2 pseudogenes are annotated in these 391 nt (G+C 76.0%); one reads left to right on the top strand and one right to left on the bottom strand.

From position 1 onward, the window contains the following. Positions 1-184: pseudogene (locus tag PUR61_RS19180) on the top strand (ABC transporter family substrate-binding protein); the annotation flags it as partial. Positions 185-269: 85 nt separating this feature from the next. Here PUR61_RS19180 and PUR61_RS19185 read toward each other — a convergent pair. Next, a pseudogene (locus PUR61_RS19185) lies at positions 270-391 on the bottom strand (peptide ABC transporter ATP-binding protein); the annotation flags it as partial.

Genomic DNA, 391 nt, shown 5'->3' on the forward strand with positions numbered 1-391 from the left:
CGCGGGCGACGCGGCCGTCGCCGTCGAGGCGATCAACCAGGCCGACGCGGAGCTGTGGAAGGTGGCCGGCGTGCTGCACCTCTACCAGCGCCCCCAGCAGTACGGCTCCCGCGTCGACCTCTCCAACATCGGCGCCCAGGGCCTCTCGGACATCGTCTGGGAGCACGTCGGCTTCCGGAAGTGACGCCCGGGCGCGCCCTCCGGTGGCGCGTCCCGCACGCGCGGGGCCCCGGAGTCCGCGCGACTCCGGGGCCCATCGGCGGCCGTGCTCAGCCCGCGCCGATCACGTCCCGCACCTCCGCGAAGTGGCAGGCCGACTCGTGCGCGGCCGGCCCCTCCAGGGTCGACGGCACCGCCAGCAGCGGGATCTCGGTGGAGCAGCGCTCCTCCG

This window comes from Streptomyces sp. BE20 (assembly GCF_036322525.1).
Lineage (GTDB): Bacteria > Actinomycetota > Actinomycetes > Streptomycetales > Streptomycetaceae > Kitasatospora.